Annotated in this window: 14 protein-coding genes; 7 read left to right on the forward strand and 7 right to left on the reverse strand. The window is 62.1% G+C overall.

Features of this window, described 5'->3' with window-relative positions:
- Positions 1-43: 43 nt before the first annotated feature.
- A complete protein-coding gene (locus QM596_RS06095) occupies positions 44-1,045 on the reverse strand; it encodes a helix-turn-helix domain-containing protein (RefSeq protein ID WP_283308768.1) in 1,002 nt (333 codons plus the stop codon).
- 364 nt (positions 1,046-1,409) lie between these two features.
- Between QM596_RS06095 and QM596_RS06100 the strand changes: the two genes are divergently transcribed.
- Entirely contained in the window at positions 1,410-3,929 is a 2,520-nt protein-coding gene (locus QM596_RS06100; protein ID WP_283308380.1) for a helix-turn-helix transcriptional regulator, read from the forward strand.
- Positions 3,930-3,935: 6 nt separating this feature from the next.
- On the opposite strand, the gene QM596_RS06105 is transcribed toward QM596_RS06100, so the two are convergent.
- Positions 3,936-4,691: a MerR family transcriptional regulator gene (locus QM596_RS06105; protein WP_019745027.1), complete on the reverse strand. Its 756-nt coding sequence runs from the start codon at positions 4,689-4,691 to the stop codon at positions 3,936-3,938.
- A gap of 321 nt (positions 4,692-5,012) precedes the next feature.
- Here QM596_RS06105 and QM596_RS06110 point away from each other — a divergent pair, with 321 nt between their 5' ends.
- A complete protein-coding gene (locus QM596_RS06110; RefSeq protein ID WP_042921773.1) occupies positions 5,013-8,468 on the forward strand; it encodes an indolepyruvate ferredoxin oxidoreductase family protein in 3,456 nt (1,151 codons plus the stop codon).
- A gap of 94 nt (positions 8,469-8,562) precedes the next feature.
- On the opposite strand, the gene QM596_RS06115 is transcribed toward QM596_RS06110, so the two are convergent.
- The 3 genes from QM596_RS06115 to QM596_RS06125 all read right to left on the reverse strand — a co-directional run bounded on the left by QM596_RS06115 (position 8,563) and on the right by QM596_RS06125 (position 12,269).
- Positions 8,563-9,240: an LppP/LprE family lipoprotein gene (locus QM596_RS06115; RefSeq protein WP_283308381.1), complete on the reverse strand. Its 678-nt coding sequence runs from the start codon at positions 9,238-9,240 to the stop codon at positions 8,563-8,565.
- A 97-nt stretch (positions 9,241-9,337) separates the two neighbouring features.
- Positions 9,338-11,002 (reverse strand): amidohydrolase, encoded by a 1,665-nt coding sequence (locus QM596_RS06120; RefSeq protein ID WP_133726969.1) that lies wholly within the window; start codon positions 11,000-11,002, stop codon positions 9,338-9,340.
- Positions 11,003-11,018: 16 nt separating this feature from the next.
- A complete protein-coding gene (locus tag QM596_RS06125; RefSeq protein WP_283308383.1) occupies positions 11,019-12,269 on the reverse strand; it encodes an MFS transporter in 1,251 nt (416 codons plus the stop codon).
- Positions 12,270-12,485: 216 nt separating this feature from the next.
- Here QM596_RS06125 and QM596_RS06130 point away from each other — a divergent pair, with 216 nt between their 5' ends.
- Positions 12,486-13,115 carry a TMEM175 family protein gene (locus QM596_RS06130; protein ID WP_019745022.1) on the forward strand — a complete coding sequence of 210 codons (630 nt, stop codon included), beginning with the start codon at positions 12,486-12,488 and terminating at the stop codon, positions 13,113-13,115.
- On the opposite strand, the gene QM596_RS06135 is transcribed toward QM596_RS06130, so the two are convergent.
- A complete protein-coding gene (locus QM596_RS06135; protein ID WP_021332152.1) occupies positions 13,112-13,696 on the reverse strand; it encodes a CGNR zinc finger domain-containing protein in 585 nt (194 codons plus the stop codon). The two genes, QM596_RS06130 and QM596_RS06135, sit on opposite strands and share 4 nt — an antisense overlap.
- 102 nt (positions 13,697-13,798) lie before the next feature.
- Here QM596_RS06135 and QM596_RS06140 point away from each other — a divergent pair, with 102 nt between their 5' ends.
- From QM596_RS06140 to QM596_RS06155, 4 genes are all read left to right on the forward strand, one after another.
- Positions 13,799-14,701 (forward strand): NAD(P)-dependent oxidoreductase, encoded by a 903-nt coding sequence (locus QM596_RS06140; protein ID WP_019745020.1) that lies wholly within the window; start codon positions 13,799-13,801, stop codon positions 14,699-14,701.
- A complete protein-coding gene (locus QM596_RS06145) occupies positions 14,698-15,897 on the forward strand; it encodes an MFS transporter (protein WP_021345344.1) in 1,200 nt (399 codons plus the stop codon). Before QM596_RS06140 ends, QM596_RS06145 begins: the two co-directional genes overlap by 4 nt.
- A gap of 12 nt (positions 15,898-15,909) precedes the next feature.
- Positions 15,910-16,425 (forward strand): Rv2253 family sensor-like surface protein, encoded by a 516-nt coding sequence (locus tag QM596_RS06150; protein WP_019745018.1) that lies wholly within the window; start codon positions 15,910-15,912, stop codon positions 16,423-16,425.
- Positions 16,426-16,540: 115 nt separating this feature from the next.
- Positions 16,541-18,964 carry an ATP-dependent Clp protease ATP-binding subunit gene (locus QM596_RS06155; RefSeq protein WP_283308387.1) on the forward strand — a complete coding sequence of 808 codons (2,424 nt, stop codon included), beginning with the start codon at positions 16,541-16,543 and terminating at the stop codon, positions 18,962-18,964.
- 52 nt (positions 18,965-19,016) lie between these two features.
- On the opposite strand, the gene QM596_RS06160 is transcribed toward QM596_RS06155, so the two are convergent.
- Positions 19,017-20,909, reverse strand: a complete 1,893-nt coding sequence (locus tag QM596_RS06160; RefSeq protein ID WP_232816875.1) for an FAD/NAD(P)-binding protein — start codon at positions 20,907-20,909, stop codon at positions 19,017-19,019.
- Between the last annotated feature and the right edge of the window lie 2 nt (positions 20,910-20,911).

Genomic DNA, 20,911 nt, shown 5'->3' on the forward strand with positions numbered 1-20,911 from the left:
CTAGAACACAGGCGCGATCCCGAGGCTGTGGAGTATTTCGGATTCAGGGGCTGAAGAACTCGAGTCGACGGTGCAGCCGTGCGATCGACGGGTCCCCGATCGTGCGCCTGCCATCGGTACGAGCTTGGCTCGGAGTCATCCCGTAGAAGTCTTTGAACGCGCGCGCCAATTGGGATTTCGAGGTGAAGCCACATCGCAGGGCCAACGCGTCGGTCGTTTCGTTCGGCATCTCGGCTCTGGTCAACCGGCGGTAGACGAGTTCGAGACGCTTGCGCCGTATGACAAGAGCAATTCCGCCGTCGGATGCGAATGCGCGGTAGAGCTGTGCTCGGGAGACCGACAATGCTGCGCACATGCTCGTCGGGCCGAGCCAGGTCTCCGAGAGATGCTCGGCGATGTAGGCGTACGCACGATCGCGGAGCGAGTGATCGAGCCGCGGCGATAGATCAGGTTCGGCGATACCCAAACTGACACGCAGGAGGGAAGCGACGACGTCCTCGTAGCCGGCCGCAGCATCGGGATCGAGATGCGGTAGCGCGAGTACGACCGATTGCATGCACTGAGCGAGCACGACGGCAGGAACTCCGCGCAGTACCGTCCCGTGTAGAGATCGACCCTTCGACTCCGCTTCGACGAGGGAGCGCGGCGCCAGGAGTGTGATGGTGCGTCCGGTCGCCTCGGTTTCGACGTCAGCAGTCCAGGTTCGCCCGAGGTCGAAGAACGCGATGTCCCCAGGGCGGGCGACAAAATCCACTCCGTCGGCGTCACCACTGACCTGTCCGCCGAGGACGACCTGGATCATGTACTGATCGTCGAGTCCGCTCTCGGCGATCACAACTTTGCTGCGGTTGTACTTCTGCGCGTTGAAGGTCGTTTCACCGATCAGCGAGGTCCCGATAGGCAGGGCGGAGATCGAGCCTTGGAGGGGCGTGTCGGCGCCTATCGGCTCGGTGACGAAGAACGGACGCGTGACGACACGCCAGAAGTCGTTGGCGTCCGCAGGGCCCACCGATCGAGTCGACACGCGAATGCGGGCGGAATTCATCGGCACGCGGGCATGATATGTCAGATCCCGCAGGTCGCAGTCACTCTCCCGCAAATAAACGTCAATAGTGACCGAGCCCACATAATGAGACAAATCGGGCGTATTTGTGAGACGGCCAGTGCTCGCGTGTCGCGGTGATTCTGTCTATGTTGTTCGTTATGGGTGGACAGGTTGGGAGTTCGATGCTCGAACGAAATCTCGAGTTCGGCGGGGATCGACTGCTCGTTTGTCGGCCATCATGACATCCACTTCGAATCGGTCGCAGCTATCTCGAGCAAAGCGAAATCCTCGAGGAAGGGGCACGCTGCAAAGACGGCTCGCCGGGCGTGGAGCCACGGCGATTCGTCCTCGTCTGCTCGGGTTGATGGAACGCTCGGCGGGATTGACGGTCATCGATTCGCCGCGTGGCTTCGGGAAGACGGACCTCGCCGCGTTGTGGCTCACGACTCTCGGGCACATGCCCATCAGACCAGTTGTCTGGGTGCCGGCGCCATCGAATCGGATGACCCCCCTCGAGTACTGGAACACTGCGCTCGCAGTGATTCAAGATTCTCTGGAATCACTCGAGGCCCCGCCACGAATGCGCGAGGATCCGGTGGGGGCAATCGAATCACTTCTCGACTCGTCGCCCACTCCATTCGTGTTGGTGTTCAACCGCATCGACCTGGTTGAGGGTGACGAGGTGGGACGCCGAATCGTGGATCTGATCGTGCGGCTTCCCGGATTGAAAGTAATCGTCACGCTGCAGGATCGGTCTGCGACGGACTTACTCGAGGACGTCCGCGTGGACGAGTACCTGTGCGCGAACGACCTCAGGTACACGCTCGACGAGTCCACAGTTCTGTTCGCGGAGGCAGGGATCCACCTTCCCTCGGGCATCGTCCATTCGATCTGCGAGCGTGTTGCCGGCGTTCCTGTGCTGATGAAGGTTGCTCTGAGTGCGGTTGCGGGGCTGAGTGAACCGAGTCGTGGGCGCGAACGCGTTCAGCAGCGAGTGGACCAGGCGATCCACGCGTACGTCAGTCGGACCGCTCCTCGATCGGGCAAGTCGCTCGAGTTGTTCGACTTCGCGACTACGATCGCCGCCGCCCGCACCGTCACACCAGAGATCGCTCGTGTCTTGTCCGACGATCTTGACGTGGAGGGCAAACTGGACTTGCTCGAGTCTTTCGGTCTGATCTTTCGGGACGGTCGCGAGGGAGAAGCATCCTGGTACTTTGCGCCGTCAGTTCGACTGGCATTCATGCAGATACGGACCGAACAAGGGGATGGATTCGACGATCCCTTCCAGGTTCTCGTCGATCACGCTCTCGGGACTTCGGATATAGCCGGTGCCGTTCACTACGCCTTGGACGGACGCCATTGGACCAGGGTGCTCGACATACTCGAGCGTCACTGGGCCGATCTTCTGGTCGATCACACCGGATTGGTCCGGACTGCGTTGCAATCCATACCCGGCGACGTACTCAGTTCGAACTCTTCGATTCTGGTGGGCCGTGACCTGCTCGAATCACGCCTGCGGCCGCAGTTGGTCAACGGCGATTCGTTGCCGACGGAACCGGCGGAATTGCGTGCGATAGGTGGTAGTTCGCATGCGCACAGCTTGTTGAACGTCGGGACAGTCCAATCGGTTGTGCTGAGAACATCCGGTAAGTACCAACGCTCTACCGAGATCACGCGCAAGTTGGCTCACGTCGTGTACGGACTCGGCGACGAGTCGTTGGGCGCGTTGGGGTCTCAACTGCCCGCCCTGCGCCTGATCTGGGGTGTTTCGCATCAACTGACCGGTGACCTCGGTGATGCCGCGGTGGAATTGCGACTCGCCTATCAGGGTGCGATGGAACACGGTCCGGAGTTCGTCCTGCGGCACGCCGCTGGCAATGCCGCGCTCAACTCCGCGCTGATCGGGGACGTCGCGCACGCGACAGACTGGCTTCACCTCGAAAGCACACACCCGGACGTTTCGGGATGGTTGGGACCGCCCTCGCACATGGGGGGAGCGATCGCGCGGGCACTGGTGGCGTGCGATCGCGTGGACCTGAATGCCGGCGCTGCCGCGATGGACGCGCTCGCCGAGATCACACCGTCGGGCGACCTGTGGGCGTTCGCGGCCTACACTTACTCCAGATTCGCACTGCTGCAATCGGATCCGTTCTCAGGGCTGATTTCGCTCCAGCGCGCAGTGGCAACGCACGGGCACGTGAATCCGTGTGAACGATCACTTGGTGACGCACTTCTCACCGCGGCGCGTATCGATCTCCTGTTGGCGTCCGGGGAGGGTACCAAGGCGCTGGAGGAATCAGTCGCTGCGCCGCATACGTTTGCTGTTGTCACGGTTTCTGTCGCTCGTGCGCATCTCCTGACGGGGGCTCCGTCACAGGCATTGGAATTGTGTCGCGAAATCGACTGGAGCGAGCAGTATCTCACGAGGTTTCGGCTCGAGTCCCTGCTGATCGAATGCGCTGCGCTGTGCGAACTGGGCAGAATCCCCGCTGCCGCCAGTCCGTGGGAGGAGGCTCGCGGACTACTCGAAACCTCAGGTGTCCTGTCGGCGCTGGCGACCATATCGCGTGATCTGATCAGGCAACTGGAAGAGCGGGCCGAGGGCCCGAGCAGTGCCGTCGCAACCTTTCTCGAATCCGAAGTGCCGCAGATGTATCCGGCAGCTATCGTTCGAGTCCAATTGACGAAGCGGGAGATGGACGTTCTCGTGGAACTGGGTCTCGGCATTCCGATCGGCGAGATAGCGCGAAAGTTGTTCGTATCCAACAACACATTGAAGAGTCACCTGCGAGCCCTGTATCGCAAACTCGGTGCGCATTCCCGCGAAGAGGCCGTCGCGGCAGCGCACCGACACAACCTCCTCGGCAGTGGGCAGGACTGATCGACGTCAGTGCAAATTGCGCTCGGAGTAGATCTTCATCGCGTCACGGACCAGCGAAGCGGTGCCTTCTCCGTACTTGTCGTAGTTTGCAGTGAAGCGGGGATCGTCGACGTACATCTGGCCGAGTCCGGTGAAGGCGTCGGCGCTGGGAGTCCTTCCCTGCCAACCGATTTTTATCCACTCGAACTGTCTCTGGGTAATCGTCTGGACGTCGTCGCTTTCCGCGGGTAGGCCCGCTGTCAGTGCTTTTCCGAATGCCGCTGCGATGTCAGCTTGAGCTTGCAGATGTGCTTTCCGGTCCTGCTCGGACATCGACCGCCACCAGTTGTCGCCGCTGGTATAGGCGTCCTTGCCCCAACGCTCGATGACCTCGTCCTTGTATCGGGTGTGGTCGAACCCGTCGAAAACATCTTCCGGCATGAGTGATTCACCTTTCTTCGTCTTGTTCAACGTCCTGTTGACCGATTCGATCTGTCTCGAGATCCGCGTGCGCTCTTGCTCGAGGAGTTCGAGGTGCGTACGCAGCGCGGCGGCCGTGTCGCGTTCACCGGTGAGGACTTCGGCGATGGCCGGCAATCCGAGTCCGAGTTCCCGAAGCAGCAGGATGCGTTGCAGTCGCACCAGGGCGTCTTCGTCGTAGAAGCGGTAGCCGTTGGCGCCGATGCGGCTTGGTTCCAGGAGTCCGAGATCGCCGTAATGGCGCAGCGTTCTGCTGGTGGTACCGGCGGATTTGGCGAGTTCTTGGATGGACCATTCGCTCACGTGGAGTTCCTACTCTCGGATCGGTTGTGCTCATTCAGCATGCAAGTTGACGTTGCGTCAATGTCAAGAAAGTTCTCGGTGTGCATTGTCGGGAACGTTTTATGTCCGTTTCGCCGTATCGCCACGAACGGGTCTCCAACTGATTGATTCGATGACCTAGGTCACGTGATTTGGCTCACAAATTGCCAATTTGAATAGTTGAACAAGCCTCTGTTGACGCTTTCACATACCTCGACCACGATCATCTGAACAGATCGAGTTACGCGGTTGTTGAAAATGCACGGTAGTTGAAATGCACTGCAGACGGAACGGTGGTCCACGATGACTGAACTGGTGTCGGGCGTAGCCCAGGCCAAGCCCTATGACCTCGATGATCGGTACCGGTCGGGATCGGGACCGGTGTTGCTGACCGGTGTTCAGGCAATCGCACGCGGTTTCGTCGAGCAGCACGTTCGCGACATCCGGGCGGGTAAGCGTATTGCCACTTTTGTCTCCGGTTACCAGGGCAGCCCCCTCGGCGGCGTCGACAAGATGCTCCACGGCATGCCCAAGGTTCTCGCGGAACACGACATCACCTTCATCCCCGGCTTCAACGAGGAGCTCGCTGCCACCGCGGTATGGGGAAGCCAGACGGATCTCCCGGCCGGAACCGCGACCCACGACGGCGTGACCGGCGTCTGGTACGGCAAGGGCCCCGGCGTCGACCGCGCTACCGACACCATTCGCCACGCCAACATGTACGGCGTGAACCCCAAGGGCGGCGTCGTCCTGCTGGTGGGCGACGACCCGGCGTCGAAGTCCTCCACGGTTCCGGCCGTCAGCGAGCGCTCGCTTGCCGCGATGGGTGTGCCGGTTCTCTTTCCGCGCAATGCCGAAGAGATCATCACGATGGGTATGCACGCCGTTGCACTCTCGCGGGTGTCCGGTTGCGTCGTAGCGCTGAAGATCGTCGCCGACGTCGCCGACGGTGCCTGGACGATCGACGGCAGCATCGCGGACTTCGACATCGTGGTTCCGGAAGTGCAGTTCGAGGGCAAGCCCTTCGTCTACAAGCAGCGTCAGATGGCTGCGCCGCCGGACAGTGTCATCGCCGAGGCCGATCTGTACGGCCCGCGATGGGATCTTGTTCACGCGTACGGAACTGCCAACAACCTCGATGTGATCGAGGTCAACCCCTCCGGTGCGAAGATCGGTATCGCCGCCACCGGTACAACTTTCGACTCCGTCCGCCAAGCTCTGGCAGACCTCGGCGTCGATGATGCGGCGCTGCACCGCGCCGGGATCCGTCTCCTTCGCATCGGAATGTGCTACCCCGTCGTTGGCGAGAAGATCAAGGAGTTCGCCGAAGGTCTCGAGCAGATCGTCGTGGTCGAGGACAAGACCGCGTTCATCGAAGCTCAGATCCGGGAAGTCCTGTACGGCACCGACGATGCTCCTCGCATCATCGGCAAGCGTGACGGCCAGGGCCGTCTGCTCATGCCTGCCAGTGGTGAACTGACCGCAGGCCGGCTGCTCGCCCCGTTGCGGCGCGTACTGAAGCCGCACGTCGAGCTCAAGCGCACCCTCCCGGCACCGCTGTCACTGAACGTGCTCTCCGCCAAGCGAACCGCGTACTTCTGCAGTGGGTGCCCCCACAACCGTTCCACCGCTATCCCCGAGGGCTCAATCGGCGGCGGCGGAATCGGTTGCCACACACTCGTCACCATGTCCGGCCGTGAGGACAGCGCTGTCACCGGCCTGACGCAGATGGGCGGCGAGGGCAGCCAGTGGATCGGGCAGGCACCGTTCACCGACGTGCCTCACCTGTTCCAGAACATCGGCGACGGCACCTTCTTCCACTCCGGTCAGTTGGCTGTCCAGGCATGCATCGCCGCAGGCGTGAACATCACCTACAAGTTGCTCTACAACGAAGTAGTGGCGATGACCGGTGCACAGGACGCAGAAGGTGCCCTCTCCGTTGCTCAACTCAGCCACAAGCTGACCACCGAGGGCGTCAAGCAGATCATCATCTGCGCCGACGAGCCTTCGCGCCACAACAAGCGCGCCCTGGCCAAGGGCACCAAGCTCTGGCACCGCGATCGCCTCGACGAGGCTCAGAAGGAGCTTCGCGAGATCAAGGGCGTCACCGTACTGATCTACGACCAGCACTGTGCGGCCGACGCTCGTCGCCAGCGCAAGCGTGGCACGCTGCCCACTCGCAACACTCGCGTCGTCATCAACGAGGCAGTGTGCGAGGGCTGCGGTGACTGCGGTGTGAAGTCGAACTGCCTCTCGGTCCAGCCCGTGGACACCGAGTACGGTCGCAAGACGAAGATCGACCAGACGTCCTGCAACACGGACTACACCTGCATGGACGGCGATTGCCCCTCATTCGTGACCGTCGAACTGGTGCCGGGCAAGAAGGCTCCCAAGGCCGCACGTCCCGTCCCGCCCGTCGTCGCAGATCCCGATTTCGGACCGCTCACCAGCACGCAGAACGTGTTCCTCGCGGGCATCGGCGGCACCGGTATCGTGACCGTCAACCAGGTGCTCGCAACGGCGGCACTGCGCGCCGGCCTCGAGGTGGAGAGCCTTGACCAGATCGGCCTGAGCCAGAAGGCCGGACCGGTTGTCTCGCACCTGCGTTTCAGCTCCAGCGCGCTCGAGCCGTCCAACCGCCTCACCCCGGGCAGCGCGGATTGCATCGTCGCCTTCGACCTGCTGACCGCGACGGACAACAAGAACCTCGACTACGGCAACGCCGAGAAGACGGTCTCCATCGCATCGACGTCGCAGACGCCGACCGGAGACATGGTCTACGACAAGGCTGTTCGCTACCCCGAGGAGACGTCACTCCTCGCCCGTCTCGACAAGGTGTCGCGCACCCTGCGCTCGTTCGACGCACTCGCCGCGGCACAGGAGTTGTTCGGTAACACCGCAGCCGCCAACTTCCTGCTGATCGGTGCTGCCTACCAGAGCGGTGGACTTCGTCTGCCGGCCGAGGCCATCGAAGAAGCGATCGGCATCAACGGCGTTGCCGTGGACGCGAACATCGCGGCATTCCGTTGGGGCCGTGCAGCAATTGCCGACACTGCAGCGTTCTCGGCCGTCACCACGCCGGCCAAGTCCGTCCGCGAACCCGTTGTCGCACCGGCTCACATGTTCGCCGGAACCACCTTCACCGGTGAAACCCTGCGACTGGTCGAACTGCGTGCGGCACAGCTCATCGAGTTCCAGTCCGTCAAGATCGCCCAGCGCTACATCGATCAGGTTCAGGCAGTCTGGACTGCTGAACGTGCCGCAACCGAGCGGACCGATTTCAGTGAAGCGGTCGCCCGCGGCCTGTTCAAGTTCACCGCGTACAAGGACGAGTACGAAGTTGCTCGCATGCTGGTCGATCCTGCCTTCATCGAAGACGTCAAGTCGCAGGTGCCGGCCGGGGAGAACCTGACCTACAAGCTCCACCCCCCGATCCTCCGAGTGATGGGCCGCAAGAAGAAGATCGGCCTCGGGCCCAAGTCGCATGTTGCACTGAAGGTTCTGGCCAAGGGCAAGAAGCTGCGCGGTACCAAGCTCGATCCCTTCGGCTACATGCACGTCCGCAAGGTCGAGCGTGAACTGCTCGCCGAGTACGAGGCCATGATCGCTGATCTCTCTCGTACGCTCGCAACCGACGGATACGATCGCGCCGTCGAGATCGCGGCGCTGCCGGACGTGGTTCGCGGCTACGAGGACATCAAGCTCGGCAACATCGAGCTGTACAAGACTCGCCTGCGCGAACTCGGTGTAGGTGAGTAGGAGCGTCGGCGAGTAGATTGAAGAAGACTGTGCCCCAGCGACCGTTGTCGCTGGGGCACAGTTGTATTCAGAGCTGTATCGTACGGAAACGGGTTCAGGAGGGCGGGAACTGGCCGTCGGCGACCACAGCGCTGCCGTTCCACGTGAAATTCACGATATTCGGTCCGCCTTGAGGGCAGCAGAATGCGTCGTCGTCGAGCAACCATCGGTATTGGACGGACACCGAATTCCTGTTGCTGTCGATGACGTGTGTGTACGAGTACGGCTTGCTGGTAGCCGTGCCCAGGTAAGTCCCGTCGTGGAAGAACAGGACGTGTGACTGATACGTCGCATCGCCCACGCCGTCACCATCGACCGAAACCCAGAGCAGGTCAGGACAATTACCGATCTGCTCCTCGCTCGCGGATCTCGGTATCCAGCTGCCGCCGTTGACGTCGGTTCCCAAGGTACCGATTGCGTCCGTGACGACCGGGGAGTCGACGTCGACACAGGGACCTGAAGCCGGGACTGCAGGCGTCGTCGCCGGCACGGATTCGCTTGCTGGGGTGCCCGATTGCGGCGGGGGAGAACTCGTTACCGTCGTCCCGGATTCGTTTGCCGTCGAGGTCGCCGACGCCGTTGAGGTCGCCGACGCCGTTGAGCTTGACGCTGTTGAACTAGCCGCCGCCTCGGGTGTTCCTTCGGTCGACCCGCAACCGGCGACCATCAGGGCAGTGGTCGTCACCAGTGCCGAGACAGCGACGGCGGCCGAAATCGGAGCTTTCCTGCGCATGCGTCCTCCAGAGAGTGTGGGTTCACGTGTTCAAGTCCCTCCCTCGTTCTGTCGCCGGGCCGCATGCGTGCGTTATCGAACAACCGGTAACGATCAGCTATCGGGCTTCGGTGTTGACGGCTTCGGCGTTTGTGGCGCGAGCGGAGTCGTATCGCACGGATCCGGCAACCACGGTCATCGCGATTTCCGTGGTCAGGAGAGAATCGACCCCTTCGGTGAACGGATCTTGTTTCAGTACGACAAAATCGGCTGCTTTTCCCCGAACCAGTTGGCCGGTCACATCTTCCCACCGGCACGAGTAGGCAGCGTCGCGGGTTGCGTGAGCCAGCGCGTCCGCGAGGGGGAGTGCGTACCCCGGCAGGTTGGGTGCCAGTGACGGATCGATTGCGGATCGACGGGTGGTGGCGATGAACATGTTCGGCAGCGGCGGGTGGGGCGCCGTCGGAGCGTCCGAACCCAACGCCAGAACCGCTCCGGCCTCGGTGAATTCGGGCCAGGGGTACGCGCGATTCACCCGGTAGTCGCCGAGCATCGCCTGCCAGTTCTCTTGGATAGCAGGGTCAGCGTGAACCGGTTGCATCGAGGCGATGATTCCCAGGCGGGCAAGCCTTTCGACGTTGTCCCGGGTGATGGACTCCAAGTGTTCCATTCGGTGCCTGCGGGGAATGTCTCCGTTGGCGGCGATCGCGTACTCGAGTGCCGTCAATCCGATCTCCGACGCCTCGTCGCCGATCGCGTGCATCGCGATCTGCAGGCCTGCGGCGTCAGCGGCTGTCACGACGGGGATCAAGGACTCGAGATCCCAGATGGGCTCGGCGTTGGTGCCGTCAGAGTACGGCTCTTTCATTGCGGCAGTGCAGCTGTCGATCACACCGTCGATGATGATCTTGATTCCGGCGATACGGAGCCACGGACCTTGGACGCGCTCGTGGAGTTCGATCACGTCGTGAACTTGTCGGACGTTGTCGGCCTCGTTGTCCTCGCGGGTCATCAGCCAGTGAGCCGCGACGCGCAGCGGCAATGTGCCGTCTCCTGCATCCAATGCTCTTTCCAGCGAAGCTAATTCGTCCGCGCCGAGAGCCATGTCGACCGCGCCGGTCACGCCGTCCTCGAGATAGTGGCGGAACGCGAGCGCGAGGGCGGCGTCCCGGTCCTCGTCGGATGCGAGCTCCGCCAGTTTCGGCCAGACGTAGAGCATCATGGCGGTCTCGTACAGCATTCCGGTGGCTTCTCCGGTGTCCGGATCCCGGCCGATACGACCGCCGATCGGATCGGGCGTGTCCGCGTCGATGCCGAGTTCTCGCAGTGCTGCAGTGTTCACCCAGACCGAATGTACGTCGTTGGCGTCGAGGTACACCGGGCGATCGGGCACGACGGCGTCGATCATCTCTCGCGTCGGGTGCCCTCCATCCAGCGCGGAGAACAACCAACTGCGACCCAGCAGGCGTGGTGCGTCCGGGTTCGATTCCGCGAATTGCTTGATGCTGGACTGAATGTCGGCGAGATCGGTGGCATCACGCAGATCCAACTTCTGCAGCGCGAATCCCATCATGACCAAATGTGTATGGGCGTCGACGAAACCGGGTAGCACGACGGCGCCTTGGAGATCGATCACCTCGGCGTCGGGAGCCAGGATATCGGCATAGACGGTTTCGCCCACGAATCTGAGCTTGTGGTTCTCGACGACTATCGATTCGGCCCATCCGTCGTCGGCAGCCGTGAAGATCTTTCCGTTGCGGTAGTGAGTGATGCTGTCATTCATGACTTCTACGTGATCCTTACGCGATGACGGTAGTAGTGATGGCGGCGCTGTGGTGACGATACGCACCCTCGGTACGTGCGGAGAGTCGGGAAACCAAGGCGAACGGGACTAATAGAACGAAGCTGATCCCGGAGATGATGACTCCGAAGGTCGGATACCCGAGGCTGGCCGTCACCGAAGTGCCGAACAGCGGCGCGAACGCGGAGCCGATGAGGTAGGTGCCCAGTAGTGGGGCCGACCATCGGCCGGCGGCGTCGAGCGCGGCCGAGATGGCAACCAAGACGATGAACGTGGCCGCGTAGACAGTGTTCCAGGCGATGACCAGTACCAGGTAGATCGTGGGATCGGTGGTGAGGCTGGCAGACAGCTTCAGGATTGCCCCGAGCATCAGTAGCACGGAGATCGATACTGTCCGACTGACCCGAGAACCCAACGCGGTCAAAGTAACAGCCGCGAGCACGCCACCCGCCGTTGATGCGCTCAGCGCGAGACTCATTTGTTGATCCGAGAGTCCGGCGTGCTCGGAACCCATGATGCCGAGTACTGCCCACAGTGAGTCTTCGCTGATCGCCCAGACTGCAAGCATCGCGAGAAATGCGGTTCCGGCAAAAGTGAGTCGTTTCGCGCTTACCCCGGCGGGGAGAGTGGTGGTCGTCTTGGCGGACTTCGCCGTCTCCGGCCACTCTTTCACCGGGGATGACGGCAACCAGGTGACCGTTGCTGCGGTAGCCAGTGCCAGGACTGCGACGATGCCGAATGCGTTGGTCATGTGTGTGCCGAGGATGGGTATGAGAGCGAGGACGGCTGTGACGACGACACGGTTCACGAGGCCGCTGATGCTTGACGCCCGGTCCGGGTTCGTGAGCGCGGCCAGTGCCGCTCCACCAACGGATGCAGATCCGCCAGCGCCGATGCCGCCGACGATGATCGCGGCACACGCGATCATCGTGGACGGTGCGATGGCCGCAACGCCGAATGCTGCTGCCATTGCCATCAGGCTGACGCGGCCGAGGAGATGACGATGCCGACCCGATGCGATACGAGTGGTGGCGAGGCATGTGAACGCGCAGACCAGCAGCGATGCGGTCAGGACGGCACCGGCGGCGGATTCGGTGACACCGAGGTCCTCGACCATTGCCACGATCATCAGGGGGATGAGGTTCGCGGTGATGAATCCCATGACACCGATGCTGAAGACGGCAATACCGCGGTTGGCGGTGAGTGGAACCCGGTCGGACTGCGTAATCGCAGAAGCGTTGATTGGCACTAGGGCAACCCCATGTCCTGAAGGGGGTGGCGGAACCGACCCCTGATGGCGTGATGCGAGTCACTTAATGAATGTGATTCGTTAAGTATGGGGATGGGCCCTGCCTCGGTCAAGAGTTATAACGAATTTGATTCGTTAATTGTATGTTTCGGGATACCGCCTCCCGCAAAGTGGCGTCGCCGGTCTGTTTCTTGTTGTGAGGCTTATGCTTCCGCAATGGCTGAGATTGCGGAACGCACCCGCTACTTCGAGCGCTACGTCACTTTCGTCGACGCGATTGTCGCCATTGCGATCACGCTGCTCGTCCTGCCGCTGGTCGAACTCACCAGTGACCACCACGGCACCACGTCGGAACTCCTGCGCGATCACGCTGCGCAGTTCTATTCGTTCGCCCTGAGCTTTCTGGTGATCTTCCGTCTCTGGTGGTCGCAGCATCGGCTGCTTCGTTTCGTGGTCGACGGAGACAAGGTGGTTGTGCGCGGGCTGGGGTTGTGGGTGATGACCATCGTGTTCTTGCCGTTCCCGACTGCGCTCGTTGCAGCGCCGTCGCAGGATCTCGGAACCAGGGCTCTCTACATCGGGACAATGGCAGCCAGTGCTGCGTGCCTGGCGGTGGTCGCGTGGGGTCTGGTTCGCAACCCTTCGTTGAGTGAAGAGAATGCGAAGCCGCATTTCACCGCTGAAATCGTCACTTTCCTGATCATGGTGGTGGCGCTGCTCGTCAGTGTGCTCGTTCCGGTGACGTCGTACTTCCCGCTGTTTCTTCTCCTGCTGTCGACGCCGATCGAGAAGCTGTGGAACCGAGTGGCGGCGAAATGGAGTCGCGGTGAAGGTGAGATGAGCTAGTCGGCGCGAGCGGTCATCGCGGATTTCTTGGCTTTGTTTCCGCAGATGTTCATCGAGCACCAGCGTCGGTTGTTGCCGCGGCTGGTGTCGACGTAGAGGCCGGTGCACCCGTCGCCCTGGCAGGCTTTGACGCGGTCGTGGTCGGGTCCACCGAGCACCGCGATCGCGTCGGCAGCCACTATCGACAAAGCGTCGCGGATCGGATTGTCTCCGGCTGATTTCCAGAGGGCCCGGCCACTCTCGAGGACGAGGTGGGCATCACCGAGTTCGGATGCGGTGTTGACGATCCCGACATCGGCGCGTGAGGCGCGGCGGTCCTCGCATACGGCGGTTCCGATGCGATGAATGGCCTCACGTAAATCCTGCGCGCCGCGGAGGTCGTCTTCTGTCGCGGTTGCTGGGGTGTCCATCAGATCGTTGGCGCGTAACCATAATTCGAGTCGCTGCGGGCTCGTGAGTCGTTCGAACCTCGAGCCGTTCCGATTGGTGAGGGTGGCGGTGAAGCGGAAGGCGAGCGTGTCGTTGTCGAGTCGAAACACGTCCCGAGCGGATTGATCAGCTCCTGCTTCGTTCACTTTCATCCTCCTTTGTAGCGAACCATCTCAACCGGTTCGACAGCAACTGTACCTGTGTGAGAGTGTTGAACCGTCTTAGATGGTTCAGCATTTTCGAGAGGGAAATCCATGACTTCTGTTTCCGTGGTCGGTTTGGGTGCGATGGGTCGTCCCATCGCTCGAAATCTGATGGGTGCAGGCTTCGACGTGACGGTGTGGAATCGCAGCCCTGAAGCGGTAGCCGAATTGGTCGCGGAAGGGGCGACCGGCGCGAAAACCGTTGCCGAGGCATTCCAGTCCGGTGTTGTGCTGTCGATGTTGGCGGATGATTCGGCCGTGTCTGCGGCCATTCTGGATCCCGCCGTACTCGCATCCGTTCCGACTGGAACCGTGCACGTCAACATGGCCACCGTCAGCGTCGGCCTTGCCAAGCGCGCCGCCGCACTGCACGCCGAGTACGGCATCGGGTACATCGCGGCGCCGGTATTCGGACGCGTTTCTGTTGCTCAGGCCGGCCAGTTGAACATCATCGCCGGCGGCGACAGTTCCCTCCTCGAGCGAGTGCAACCCTTCCTCGACGTCATCGGGGCTCGCACGTGGCCACAAGGTGAGCGTCCGGAGCAGGCCAACATCGTCAAGATCATCGGCAACTACCTCATCCTTGCCGCGATTCAATCCTTGGGTGAGGCAATCACATTGGGGGAGAGGTCAGGTGTGGACGGAAGCCAACTCGTAGAACTGCTGACCTCGACGATCTTCCCGGGGCCGGTCTACTCCAGCTACGGAAACCTCGTCGCGACGCGTCAGTACGAGCCTGCAGGATTCACCACCACTCTGGGCCTCAAGGATTTGAGGCTTGCGCTCGACGCCGCCGACAGCGTCGATCTGGATTTGCCGTTCGGCGGCGTACTTCGAGGCGTGCTCGCTCAGGCTCTGGCGAACGGTCAGGGCGAGATGGACTGGGCGTCGATTGCAGAACTGGTCCGTTCCGGCCAGTCGGGTGAAGGCAGTCCCGAAACACCGACGAGGTGAGCGCGAACTCGGACGGGACTGCGACTTCGGCACTGGCGGAGACCGATTCCGTCCGGACGCTACCGCTGGCCGGGTTGTCGGCACTCGCAATGGCAGGTTTCATAGCAATCACAACCGAAACCATGCCGGCCGGACTACTGGTGCAGATCGGGTCAGGGCTGTCCGTATCTGTCTCCGGCGCCGGGCAATTGGTCACTGCATACGCGTTGGGCTCGGTCGTCGGGGCGGTACCACTGATCGCATTGACCCGAGGACTGCGACGGCGTGCTGTCCTGGTGTCGGCGACTGTTGGATTCGGTGTCTTCAATCTGGTGACAGCGCTGTCGTCGAATCTTGTTCTCACCTTGGGTGTTCGGTTTCTGGCGGGCATGGCAGCAGGTGTGGTGTGGGGGTTGCTTGCTGGGTACGCACGCAGGATGGCGCCCCCTCATCTGCAGGGGCGGGCCGTTGCGGTTGCCTCCGTCGGACAGCCGATCGCGCTGGCAATCGGCGTTCCGATGGGTGCGTGGCTCGGGACCCTGGCCGATTGGCGCGTAGTCTTCGCCGTGATGTCGGTTGCTGCGCTACTTCTGGTCGTGTGGATACTCACGGTGATGCCGGACTTTCCCGGGCAACAAGCGGATCGGCAGCTGTCGGTGCGGAAAGTCCTGGTCCTGCCGGGCGTACGACCGATTCTGTTTGTCGCGTTCTTGTGGATCTTCGCGCACAACATCGTGTACACGTATCTGGCGGCGTTTCTGGATCGCATCGGTTTCGGCGATCGGTTGGGAATCGTTTTGTTCGTGTTCGGACTTTTCGCCTTCGTGGGCATCGGTGTGGTCGGGGTGTTTGTCGACCGGGCCCTTCGAAGTCTCACCGTGCTGAGCTTGGTGGTCTTTGCCGCAGCTTTGACGGCGTTGGGCGTCGGCGGTGACAGCTTCGCAGTGATCGCACTCAGCGTTGCGGTATGGGGCGTGGCATTCGGAGGCGCTCCCACTCTCCTTCAGACTGCGCTCGCCGACACGACGGGCGACGCTGTGGACACTGCGCAATCGGTTTTCGTGACGATCTTCAATGCGGCGATCGCAGCGGGCGGCGTCGTGGGCGGGCTGATCTTGGCGGACAGGGGTGCGGGAGCGTTGCCGTTGGTTTCGCTGGTGCTGATCGTCGTCGGTGTTCTTGTGGTCAGTATCCGACAATTCGGACATAGCTTGTGATTCACTTCACGCATGCGAAAGTCATTGTTGGTGGTTGCTCTCGTTGCTACGTGGTTTGTCGCCGGAGCGATGCCCGCGGGGGCTGCGGATGCGAACTGGTCCGGTGATTACTCGCTCAAGCGTTTCGCCGCGACCAAGACGGGCACAAGTCTGGCCGCCAGCCAGTGGGAGCCGGATTTCTCCGATACATACACGTTCGAGACGGATTGCTCGAGCGGAGTCTGTATCGCCACAGTGGTCGGCGGTCCGGCTCCCGCCAATCCGACGTTGCCGCAGCCTGCGCGATACACCTGGGACGGAACCAGTTGGGTGCACCCCTATGACTGGGAGTGGGATTGCTACCAGGGGGAAGGCGTGCCCAAGGTGTGGGCACCGGCGCACTCCGAGGCGTATTACACACCTCAGCCCGATGGCAGTCTGAAAGGTTCGTGGCGTACCGACATCGCGAGTGGTCCCTGCGAGGGATCGGTGATCATGCACGTCGAGGCGTACCCGGTCGGTCGATCTACCGGATCCTTCGGTAGTTGAGAACGATCTGTGGCCCGAAGGTGTTGAAACAAATCTGAGCCCGCGGGAATTGATCGAGCCCCATGCACGTTAATTGAGTCAGTAACGCTCAACTTTCTGCAAGGAGGCATTCGGAATGCCAGCATTCTTCGGGCCCGAGGGTCCCGGTCGCATCGATATTTCCCGGCTCATGAGCAGGGCCACCCAGCAACTCATGGCTGACGCTGCACGTGTAGCGGCTGCTCGCGGTGATTCGGATCTCGATGCACTGCACGTTCTCCGCGTCATGGCGGAGCAGGATCCGGTCCGCACGCTCATGCAGCGCGCCGGAGCCGACCCGAAATCCGTGGTCGACGCCGTCGACCTGCGGCTGCCACAAGGCCGTGAGCAGGGGGCCTACTCTGCTCCTGCGCTCAGCAGCGCCGTGAAAACCGCTCTACTCGAGGCTCATCAACTGGCCCGAGCCCTGGGATCGACGTACATCGATCCCGAACACCTCTTCATCGCATTGGCTGGTGACCCCGATCATGTTCCGGGTCGTCTGCTCGCTTCGGCCGGCATCACGCCGGAGAAGCTGCAGGCAGCGGTTCAGAATCCTGCAGCCGGTCCAGTCGAAGACGAGTCCACCACACCGACGCTCGACAAGTACGGCGTCGATCTCACCGATCGCGCACGCAACGGCGGCGTCGATCCGGTGATCGGCCGCGCCGACGAGATCGAACAGACCATCGAGATCCTCTCCCGCCGCACCAAGAACAACCCCGTCCTGGTGGGTGAGGCCGGCGTCGGCAAGACTGCCATCGTCGAAGGTCTCGCCCAGCGCATCGTCGACGGGGATGTCCCGGAATCGGTGGTGGGCAAGAGGATAGTCCAGCTCGAACTCTCGAGCATGGTCTCGGGTACTCGCTACCGCGGAGACTTCGAGGAACGGCTGACCAAGGTGATCGACGAGATCACCGCACACAAGGACGAGCTGATCGTCTTCATCGACGAGATGCACACCATCGCCGGTGCCGGAGGCGGCGCCGAAGGTGCGATGGATGCCGGAAACATCCTCAAGCCCAAGCTCGCTCGCGGTGAACTGCACATCGTCGGCGCCACCACGCTCGACGAATACCGCAAGAACATCGAGAAGGATCCCGCGCTCGAGCGGCGCTTCCAGCCCGTACAGGTCGGGGAGCCGTCGATCGAGGACGCGATCGCGATCTTGAGCGGACTGCGCAGTCGGTACGAGGATCACCACAAGGTGCACTACACCGACGAGGCGATCACCGCTGCGGTGGAGCTGTCGGCACGTTACATCGGCGACAGGTTCTTGCCGGACAAGGCAATCGACTTGATCGACCAGGCCGGCGCCAGGCTTCGGTTGAAGACGGCCACCGTGGACACCGCTGCACTGCAGCAACGTCTCGAGCAGCTCGAGAGCGACAAGGAGAAAGCCGTCGCCGATGAATTGTACGAGAAGGCGTCGACCCTGCGTGACGAGATCAACGGCGTCGCAAAGCGTCTCGAGAAGGCAGGATCCTCGGTTCCTTCCGAGGAAACTCCGGATGTGACTGCTGAACAGATCGCCCAGGTTGTCGCCCGTGCCACGGGTATTCCGGCCAGCCAGATGACTCAAGCAGAGAAAGATCGCCTGCGCCGTCTGGAAGAGGAACTGCACGGTCGTGTCATCGGGCAAGATGACGCCGTTCGCGCAATCGCGCGTGCGGTGCGTCGTAGCCGGACCGGTATGAGCGATCCGGATCGTCCCGTCGGTAGCTTCCTGTTCCTCGGACCCACCGGTGTCGGCAAGACGGAGCTCGCAAAAGCTCTGGCTGCCACACTCTTCGGTGACGAGAACAAGATGCTGCGCTTCGACATGAGTGAGTTCGGTGAGAGGCACACGGTAAGCCGATTGGTCGGTGCTCCTCCCGGATATGTCGGCTACGGCGAGGCCGGACAGCTCACGGAACAGGTGCGTCGTAACCCGTACTCGGTGATCCTGCTCGACGAGATCGAAAAGGCACACCCGGACGTGTTCAACACCTTGCTCCAGGTGCTCGACGATGGGCGTCTGACCGACGGCCAGGGTCGGACGGTGGACTTCAAGAACACCGTCGTGATCATGACCAGCAATCTCGGCTCGGACATCATTTCGAGCAAGTCCGGTGGACTGGGCTTCACCACAGGTGATGCAGAGTCGGCGGAGAAGCCACTGCGCGACCGCGTGATGGCCAGGTTGCGCGAATCGATGCGGCCGGAGTTCCTCAACCGCATCGACGAGATAGTGATCTTCCGCAAGCTCGACACCGAGCAACTGCACCGGATCACTGATCTGTTGCTCGACGACAGCCGGAAGCGGTTGCAGTCCAAGGGCATCGACATCGAGTTCACCGCCGACGCAGTGGACTGGATTGCCGAGCACGGGCATCAACCCGAGTTCGGGGCTCGCCCGTTGCGTCGTTCGATTCAGCGTGTGGTCGACGACAAGATCGCCGACATGCTGCTCGATGATCTCCTCGAAGAGGGCGGCAGCATCACCGTCGCGGTTGACGAGGGTGAGTTGGTGTTCAGCTAGGAGGGGCACAGCCCCCGTGAGCGGTTAGGGAGTCCCTGGACTCCCTAACCGCTCACAGGCGCGCAGCGCCCAAAATCTCCGCCGCCAGGGCGTCGTTGTGCCGGAAAAACCCCGCATTGGTACGGGGACGAGGGAAAGCCGCCGACCAGTTGTGGCCTGCAACCCACGGCCCGGCCGCGAAGCGGCGAGGATGAGCTGTGTTGTCCTGGTCGAGAATTCGTGAAGTACCGTCGACGGCGAGCTTCGCCGAACTGTCCACGGTCGCACGAAGTTCGACTGCCTCGCCCCGACCGTGAAGCGTCCGCAGGAGCGAGTCACCGCTCGCGCTGATGGACGCAACCGGCAAGCGTGCTTCGACGAGGGTGTTCGCGGCCACGATGTCGGTGTGCGACGCACTGCGAGCGACAAAGATCCCAGCCCCCGTTGCCGGGTCGATCTCGGTGGAGAACACCGAATCCGGCCCGAGGAACTGGACGATGCCGGCCTCGTTGAGCGCGATCAACTGTTCCAGTCGCTCGGGTGGCGGACCACTGGCGATGAAGCTGAAGAACGAATGAAGCCAACCCTCGACGTCCTTGGCGACGGATTCGGCCGGGATTCTGCCGCGCCGCAGCAATTCTCCGACAGTCATGTACGTCGACAGCAGCGCTGAGAAGACAGCGGCGTCGGCGCTGAAATACGGGTCCGACCTCCGCGCGACGTCTGCCGAGATGTATTCGTTGATCCGGGATTGGACCTCGGCAAGTCCGTCGTAGCGCTCACCGCCGAGTGGGCGGTTCAGTCGCTCGAGATCGATACGGTCTTCCGGCTTCGGAACTGCGTTCTCGACCAGTTCCTGCAATCGAGACGATCCCCAAGCCAGCGAGGCGAATTCGGCGTCGAACTCCTCCCAGGTGCCCACCGTCCGATCCGGGTGCGACGCGAACAGTTCGTGATAGTGGGCGCCTGCCAATTCTTTCGACGCCAGCGGCCAGATGTCGTTTCGGAAATCCAACGGCCCGTCGCCGGGCACAAGATCAGCGGTGAAGAACCGGGGTAGCGGTGGCCGCGCGTCGGCGATCGAGTACGAAATCTTGGAGTGGTACGGCACGCCTCGACGAGATCCGGCGTACAACAGAGGTTCCCGACCCGAGGGAGTGTAAGTGAGGGTGCCGTCCTCACCGCGTTCGAAGACGCCGCCGCGGCTCTCGGCGAGGAGAACCATCCAGTCGATGAAAGCCAGCCCGAGCCCGGCGATCAGAACCGGTTCGCGTTCGGGAATGACATCGGCGTCGAGGTCGGCGGTGTATCCCGGACCTACGTAGGTCAACCCGTGCTCGGACGCGAAGCTGGTCAGCGCGGTTTCACGCGGGGCAGCCAACGCATCGGGGTGCCCTTGCGCGAGAAGGACGGCCGTCGCTTCGATGACAACTCCGTCGTCCAGATGAACCGTCTGTATCTCGCCGACGTTCACGATGTCGACCACTGATCGTCGATGAACCCGAACGTCGACGTGCGCTGGTGCGGAGTCGACCGCGGTCTGGAACACCCAGTTCAGGTATCGGCTCTGCAGTGACCTCGATGCAAACGACGACGGGGTGATCATCGGGACTTCTGCCGCGATTTCGGGGAATTCGGCAAGTTCAGCCGAGTGCTCGGCGACCCATTCCGCGAGGGTCGGACCCGGCAGCACTGGGCCGGTCACGGCGGTGGTCTCGTCGGTGAACATCGTGACGTCCGCGGTTGTCGAATTCATCCACAGAAGCGGCGCCTGGCTGCCTCGCCAAATGCGGCCGGCGCCTGCCGGATACGGGTCCACGACGTGAATGTCGATCGGTACGGGATCGGCGTTCACCGATTCGTGAGCGAGGATTCGCTCGAGTACGCCGGTCCCGCGGGGGCCACCGCCCACGATCACGACGACAGCTGCTGTCCCCACTGAGGTACGGGGTCGATCGCCTGGCACGA

Origin of the sequence: Rhodococcus sp. IEGM 1406, from assembly GCF_030056745.1 — a bacterium.
GTDB classification, from domain to species: Bacteria; Actinomycetota; Actinomycetes; order Mycobacteriales; family Mycobacteriaceae; genus Rhodococcus_F; species Rhodococcus_F erythropolis.

Excerpts from the sequence above, each read along its gene's own strand:
- QM596_RS06095 (WP_283308768.1), bottom strand. The coding sequence starts at position 1,045 with ATGAATTCCGCCCGCATTCGCGTGTCGACTCGATCGGTGGGCCCTGCG.
- QM596_RS06100 (WP_283308380.1), top strand. The coding sequence starts at position 1,410 with ATGGAACGCTCGGCGGGATTGACGGTCATCGATTCGCCGCGTGGCTTC.
- QM596_RS06110 (WP_042921773.1), top strand. The coding sequence starts at position 5,013 with ATGACTGAACTGGTGTCGGGCGTAGCCCAGGCCAAGCCCTATGACCTC.
- QM596_RS06115 (WP_283308381.1), bottom strand. The coding sequence starts at position 9,240 with ATGCGCAGGAAAGCTCCGATTTCGGCCGCCGTCGCTGTCTCGGCACTG.
- QM596_RS06120 (WP_133726969.1), bottom strand. The coding sequence starts at position 11,002 with ATGAATGACAGCATCACTCACTACCGCAACGGAAAGATCTTCACGGCT.
- QM596_RS06130 (WP_019745022.1), top strand. The coding sequence starts at position 12,486 with ATGGCTGAGATTGCGGAACGCACCCGCTACTTCGAGCGCTACGTCACT.
- QM596_RS06135 (WP_021332152.1), bottom strand. The coding sequence starts at position 13,696 with ATGAAAGTGAACGAAGCAGGAGCTGATCAATCCGCTCGGGACGTGTTT.
- QM596_RS06140 (WP_019745020.1), top strand. The coding sequence starts at position 13,799 with ATGACTTCTGTTTCCGTGGTCGGTTTGGGTGCGATGGGTCGTCCCATC.
- QM596_RS06150 (WP_019745018.1), top strand. The coding sequence starts at position 15,910 with ATGCGAAAGTCATTGTTGGTGGTTGCTCTCGTTGCTACGTGGTTTGTC.
- QM596_RS06155 (WP_283308387.1), top strand. The coding sequence starts at position 16,541 with ATGCCAGCATTCTTCGGGCCCGAGGGTCCCGGTCGCATCGATATTTCC.